The sequence below is a fragment of the Mesorhizobium sp. M7A.F.Ca.US.006.04.2.1 genome (genome assembly GCF_004022915.1).
Lineage (GTDB): Bacteria > Pseudomonadota > Alphaproteobacteria > Rhizobiales > Rhizobiaceae > Mesorhizobium > Mesorhizobium ciceri.
In genome coordinates this window covers 1-6,058 of sequence record NZ_RZQA01000354.1, presented here as the reverse complement: position 1 = coordinate 6,058, position 6,058 = coordinate 1, and the positions used below count along the sequence as shown (strand labels likewise).

Annotated in this window: 7 protein-coding genes and 1 pseudogene; 3 read left to right on the top strand and 5 right to left on the bottom strand. The window is 62.9% G+C overall.

What is annotated here, in order from left to right:
* Window positions 1-674: pseudogene (locus EN925_RS19220) on the top strand (AsmA protein); the annotation flags it as partial.
* A gap of 17 nt (window positions 675-691) precedes the next feature.
* Window positions 692-1,606, top strand: coding sequence for a 4-hydroxybenzoate octaprenyltransferase (gene ubiA / locus EN925_RS19215; protein ID WP_063172463.1), 915 nt, complete (start codon window positions 692-694; stop codon window positions 1,604-1,606).
* 9 nt (window positions 1,607-1,615) lie between these two features.
* Here ubiA and EN925_RS19210 read toward each other — a convergent pair whose 3' ends face one another.
* Complete coding sequence (locus EN925_RS19210) at window positions 1,616-2,068, bottom strand: helix-turn-helix domain-containing protein (protein WP_063172462.1); 453 nt, start codon at window positions 2,066-2,068, stop codon at window positions 1,616-1,618.
* A 154-nt stretch (window positions 2,069-2,222) separates the two neighbouring features.
* Between EN925_RS19210 and EN925_RS19205 the strand changes: the two genes are divergently transcribed.
* Window positions 2,223-4,025, top strand: a complete 1,803-nt coding sequence (locus EN925_RS19205) for a chloride channel protein (protein ID WP_128336812.1) — start codon at window positions 2,223-2,225, stop codon at window positions 4,023-4,025.
* Here the strand turns inward: EN925_RS19205 and EN925_RS19200 are convergent.
* From EN925_RS19200 to EN925_RS19185, 4 genes are all read right to left on the bottom strand, one after another.
* Window positions 4,022-4,246, bottom strand: a complete 225-nt coding sequence (locus EN925_RS19200) for a ribbon-helix-helix domain-containing protein (protein ID WP_013531014.1) — start codon at window positions 4,244-4,246, stop codon at window positions 4,022-4,024. The two genes, EN925_RS19205 and EN925_RS19200, sit on opposite strands and share 4 nt — an antisense overlap.
* Complete coding sequence (locus EN925_RS19195) at window positions 4,243-4,440, bottom strand: DUF4169 family protein (RefSeq protein WP_024501426.1); 198 nt, start codon at window positions 4,438-4,440, stop codon at window positions 4,243-4,245. Before EN925_RS19195 ends, EN925_RS19200 begins: the two co-directional genes overlap by 4 nt.
* 16 nt (window positions 4,441-4,456) lie before the next feature.
* Complete coding sequence (locus tag EN925_RS19190) at window positions 4,457-4,993, bottom strand: SspB family protein (protein ID WP_013531016.1); 537 nt, start codon at window positions 4,991-4,993, stop codon at window positions 4,457-4,459.
* A 118-nt stretch (window positions 4,994-5,111) separates the two neighbouring features.
* Window positions 5,112-5,801, bottom strand: coding sequence for a TetR/AcrR family transcriptional regulator (locus EN925_RS19185; protein WP_127385649.1), 690 nt, complete (start codon window positions 5,799-5,801; stop codon window positions 5,112-5,114).
* Window positions 5,802-6,058: the final 257 nt, after the last annotated feature.

Sequence of the window (6,058 nt, the reverse complement as noted above, 5' to 3'; positions counted from 1 at the left end):
TCACTTATCAGCCTGGCGACGAGGCGCTGGTCGGCTCCGAGCCGGTTGTGAATTTCACCGCCGAGGGGCCGTTCGGCGCGGTCAAACGAGCATTCGACAGTGAGCCGCTGGCGCAGTTCCTGACCCAGCGCGCGCTGGAGAAGGAGCAGCAGCGCGTCGAGGCGATGCAGGCCGCGCTGCTCGAGAAGCAGCGGCTGCGGCGCGAAGTGCGCTATTACGCTGCGCTGCAGGATGCTCGCGACAAGGCGGCCGAGGAATTGCGCCGGCAGGAGGAAGCAGCGCGGCTCAAAGCCGAAGCTGACGCCAAGGCCAAGGCCGAAGCGGATGCACAGGCTCAGGCTGAGGCGGACGCAAAGGCTCAGGCCGACGCGAAGGCGAAAGCCAAGGCGGACGCAGATGCCAAAGCCAAGGCCGATGCCGAAGCGAAGGCGGCTGCCGAAAAGCAGGCCGCCGACGAGGCGGCCAAAGCGCAGGCCGAGCAGGAGCGGCAGAAGGCGGAAGAGGCGATGCGTATTGCCTCGCAGGAAAAGGCAAGGCTCGAAGCCGAACGCAAGGCCGCGCAGCCTCCGAAGGTGGAGCGGGCGCCGCTGCCGCAGGCCAACGACAATCCGCCGCCGGCCAAGCCGAAGTCCAATCCGTTCACGATCGACAATCTGCTGAAGTCGCTGCAGTAGCGAAAGTTGGAGGTCTCATGACGACTTTGAGCCGTCCTGACTTAAGCGATATTCACCGGGGCGATTGGGTGGATCGCCGATTGCCGTCCGCATGGCGACCATATACGCGACTGGCGCGGCTGGATCGCCCTGTAGGGATATGGCTGACGCTTTTTCCTTGCTGGGCTGCGCTGATACAAGCGTCGCACGGTTTCCCGGACTTTCTGGAACTGGCTGTCTTCTCTCTCGGCGCTTTGCTGATGAGAAGCGCCGGCTCCACGGTCAATGACATTGCGGACCGCAAGTTTGACGGCCATGTCGAGCGGACTCGCTTCCGGCCGCTGGCGAGCGGACAGATGGGCGCCCTGCAGGCCTTTGTCTTTCTGACCGTTGAGCTTGCACTCGCGGCTGCCCTGCTGTTTTTTCTAACTCCCTACACGCGCCTGGTCGCTATCTGCGTTCTGCCGCTCGTGTTCATCTATCCGCTGTGCAAGCGTTTCACCCATTGGCCCCAGGCCGTGCTGGGCGCGGCGTTCAACTGGGGGATGCTTATGGCATGGGCCGAGGTCGCAGGACATATCCCGGTGGGAGCATTGCTTATGTGGGCCGGAGCCATCGCATGGCAGATCGGTTATGACACCGTCTATGCCTACGTTGACGTGAAAGACGACACCCGCCTCGGGCTGAAATCGACAGCGATCTTGTTCGGCCGGCATGGCAAGACCTGCATTGGCCTTTTCTATGCTCTGACGGTTGGCGCGTGGTCGCTTGGAGGTTGGTTGTTGGGCATGTCGCTGCCTTACGCCATTGGAATGCTGGTGGTCGCCGCGCAGCTTGGCTGGCAGACCTGGCGGATTGACCTTGCCCGTCCGGAGGTGAATTTTCGTCTGTTCCTGGCAAATATCCTGACAGGCGTGCTGCTGGCCTTGGCAGCCTTCATCGGAACATGGTGAGCAGGCTCATTAAGGTGGCGGAGCTTCATTACGGTCTCGATCGAGCAGCCGCCGCAGCATCGGTTCGATACGTGACAGTTCGTCGAGATGCGCCGCCGACAGCTCGGCCAGGCAATCGTCGGCGCGCTCGGTCAGTTGCAGCAGCACGCGGCGATGGTCGTCCTTGTCCTGATCCCTTGTGACCAGCCCTGCCTCGCCGAGACGGTTGACCAGTTCGACGGCGCTGTGGTGGCGAATGCGCAGGCGTTCCGCGAGATCGCCAACCGTCACCGGGCCGCCGCCGGGGAATCCCTTGATCGCCAGCAGCGCCTGATGCTGGCGCGGGGTCAGGCCGGCGTCTTCCGCCTGGACCTGGCTGAATTCGAGGAACCGGCGGATCAGGTAGCGAAACTCCGACAGCCGCTGGTAATCGGCCTGGCTGATGGCGGGACGTTGTTCTCGTGGCTGCGACATATCAGACATGTGTTCGTTTTCCGGCGAAAGCTCAAACGGATTTCGGGCGAAACCGGCTTGAATATTTATATCGTGTTACGATACATAGCCACCGACAAACCCGGCTGGCCGCTTCGACCGTGCCGCATCCCAGACATACGGCCGCCGCCAGGAAGCAACTGCCATGAAGACCCATCATTCGAACCCGGAGCACCTGCGCGATTTCACCACGGATCCCAGGGTGCTGCTCGTCGCCGCCATTGCCGTGGTGGTGGCGACAGCCGGGTTGTTTGCCGGCATCGCGCTTTTGAAGCTGATCCGGCTTGCCACCAACATCGCCTATTTCGGCCAATTCTCGCTTGCCGACCTGAAGCTCGAGAACACGCCGCTTGGGCTTGCCGCAGTCCTAGTTCCGGTGATCGGTGCGCTGATCATCGGCCTGATGGCGCGCTATGGCAGCGAGAAGATCCGCGGCCACGGCATTCCCGAAGCCATCGAGGCGATCCTGCTCGGGCGCTCGAAACTCGACGCCAAGGTGGCGATCCTGAAGCCGCTGTCGTCGGCGATCTCGATCGGTTCCGGCGGACCGTTCGGCGCGGAAGGACCGATCATCATGACAGGCGGCGCGATCGGCTCGCTGATCGCACAGATGCTGCCGGTCAGCGACAACGAGCGCAAGACCCTGCTGGTGGCTGGTGCGGCAGCGGGCATGACCACGGTGTTCGGAACACCGATCGCCGCCATCATGCTGGCGGTCGAACTGCTGCTATTCGAATGGACCCCGCGCAGCTTCATTCCGGTGGCGGTCGCGGCCGTTATCGCCGAGGTCGAGCGCACCATGCTGCATCTGCCCGGGCCGATCTTTCCGTTTCAGGGCGGCATGGAGGTGTCTTTTGTCGGCCTTGCCGGCTGGGTGGCGATCGGCGTTTGTGCAGGACTTCTGTCGGGACTGCTGACGCAGATGGTCTACGCCTGCGAGGACGGTTTTCAGAAGCTGCCGATCCACTGGATGTGGTGGCCGATGCTTGGCGGCCTGGTGGTCGGCATAGGCGGGCTGATCGAACCGCACGCGCTCGGTGTCGGCTATGACAACATCACCGACATGCTGGATGGCCGCACCGTCGCGACGGCGGCACTCCTGCTGCTGGTGGTCAAGGCGATCATCTGGTCGGTAGCGCTCGGCTCGGGAACGTCGGGAGGTGTGCTGGCGCCGCTGTTGATCATGGGCGGGGCTATGGGCGCTGTGCTCGCCGGCGTTCTGCCTGCCGCGGATCCGGGTTTCTGGGCGCTGCTGGCAATGGCCGCCACCATGGGCGGCACGATGCGCGCGCCGCTGACCGCCACGTTCTTCGCCGTCGAACTGACCGGCAACACACATATGCTGGTGCCGCTGATTGCCGCCTGCGCCGCGGCGCATGCCGTGACCGTGCTTCTGATGAAGCGTTCGATCCTGACCGAAAAGATCGCCAGAAGGGGACACCATCTGGTTCGCGAATACCGTGTCGACCCTTTCGCCCTGACCCGGGTGCGCGAGGTGATGACGTCGCAGGTCGAAAGCGTGCCGGCGACGATGACGCTGCATGGCGCAGCAGCCTTCCTGACGGCGCCGGGAACACGGCATCCGAGTTTCCCGGTGGTCGACGAGAACGGTCAGGTGCTGGGCCTCATCGATCCGCCGGCGATCTTGCGCTGGAGACGCGCCGGCACGCACCGCACCACCACGCTTGGCGCGTTGCTGGCCGGCAGCAAGGTGACGCTGGCCTATCCGGACGAATATCTCGAAGGTCTCTCCGACAAGCTGCTGATGGCCAACGTCTCCCATCTGCCCGTCGTCACTCGCGAAGGCTCGTTGCTGGTCGGCTATGTCGGCTGGAAGGATCTGATGCGCGTGCGGTCCAGGAAACAGGCCGAGGAGCGCGAGCGTTCGACCTTGCTTGGCTTTGGCACCAGACGCAGGAAAAAGGACGACGCGGTCGAAAGCCTTTAGATACTCTCTCCTCGCTTCGCCCACTCCAGCACATGGAGCCTCAACGCCGAGGACAGGTTGGTGTCGCGGGGCCGCGTCTCGTCGACTTCGGCGACAAGAGCAGCGAGCGTCAGCTCCCTGGTCGCCGCGATCGCGACGAGGTCGTCATAAAAGGGCTTTTCAAGCGAGTAGCTGGTGCGGTGGCCGCGAATGGTCACCGAACGCTTTTCGACCGGGCTCATTGACGGCCGGGGTCGCCGGGCTTTTCACGACGATGCCCGGCAACGAATTTTTCGCTCTTGTCGGCGGCGACGCGGTCGCGTTCCTTTTCGGCCTTGGAGCGGCCGTGCAGCGCGCGGTTCTGTTCGGCGGCGCGCAGCTTTTCGTCCCGCGCCTTCTGCTTGCGGGCCTGGCGGAGATTGACGATTTCGGCCACGGCGTAAGTCGCCGGCCTATTTCTTGCGGAAGGCGTCGAGCGAGACCACTTCGGCGCCCTTGGTAGCGGCGTCCGCGGCCGCGGGCTTCTTCTCCGCCTCGGCGGCGGCCTTCTTCTCGGCCTTCGGCTTTTTCTCGGAGACGATGGTCAACGGCTCCGGAGTTGGCGCAGCCGGTTCATCGGCTGCCGCACCATCCGTCTTGACGTCGAATTCGAGTTCGAAATTGACCGAGGGATCATAGAAGCCGCGCACGGCCGAGAACGGGATTTCGAGTTTTTCCGGCACATCGGAGAAGGACAGGCCAACCTCGAAGCCGGTATCGGTCACCTTCAGGTCCCAATACTGGAACTGAATGACGATGGTCATCTGCTCGGGATAGCGCTCGCGCAGCCGCGAAGACACGCGTACGCCCGGCGCGCCGGTCAGGAAGGTGATGAAGAAGTGGTGGTTGCCGGGGAGGCCGGTGCGCGCGACCTCGGCCAGGACCTTGCGCATGACGCCGCGCAACGCCTCCTGGGCCAGAATGTCGTAGCGGATGTGGTCGTCGGCCATGTGGCGGTCGGGTTCCGTTGAATCGTCCGCATAGCTGTAATCAAGCTTGAGCGCGGCGTAAACCGCATATAGATCACCCTCGCGCGGAAGCGAAGACTATTGCCAGCGATTTGATCGCTCAGGCGCTGGCGAGCGCGCTTTGCTTTTCGGACGATGCCGCGGAGCGGCGCTTGCCGAAGGCGCGCAGGAAGGTACGCACGCCATTGGTCGCGGATCGCAGCACCTCGTCCTCGCGCGGCGAGCCGCCAAGCATGAAGGTGGTCTGCAGTTCGGCATTGACGAGGCCAAGGAACTGGCGTGCCGCCACGTCCGGGTCCTCGATCGTGAGATAGCCGCCATAGGCGAGGCGGGCGAAGCGGGCGGCGATTGCCGGCCATGTCCTGCCCGGTCCCTGTTCGCGCCATTCGGCAAACAGTTCGGGATAGCGCTCGCCTTCGGTCTGGATCAGCTTGCGCAGGAATTTTCCATCGCGGTTGCAGATGCAATTCTGATTCAAGCGCACCGCAAAGCCGATCAGGTCGGCTTCGAGATCCCCCGGCTGATCGGGGAAGGTGGCAATGGTGGCGAAGATTCCGGCATTGCAACGTTCGGTCAGATCACGGACCACAGCGACGAACAGTTTTTCCTTGTCGCCGTGATGGTTGTAGATGGTCTGGCGCGAGACGCCGGCTTCGGCGGCGATCAGGTCGATGTTGGCGCCGGCGAAACCTTCGCGGCAAAACACGGTGGCGGCGGAGTCGACGATCGACAGGCGCTTGGCCTCATGACCGCGTGGCGGGAAAATGTCAGGAGAAACGTGCAGCTTCATAAAAAACTATATAGAGGCGATTGACGATTTAGACAAGAGTGTCTAAATTTGTGGACACAAGATTAAGAGATTTCGCATGAGAGAGACGAACAGAACTCGCTCTCGAGGTGTCGGAATCTGACGGGATGGAACGTCCTAGGTTAGACGTCGCCTGGCGGCGGCAACCAGATTTGAAAGAAGCCTCTATCATGAGTCCCAAATTCCTCCGCATCGCGGTCGTGCTCGGCTTGTTGTCCGCCATCGGCCCGTTCGCCATC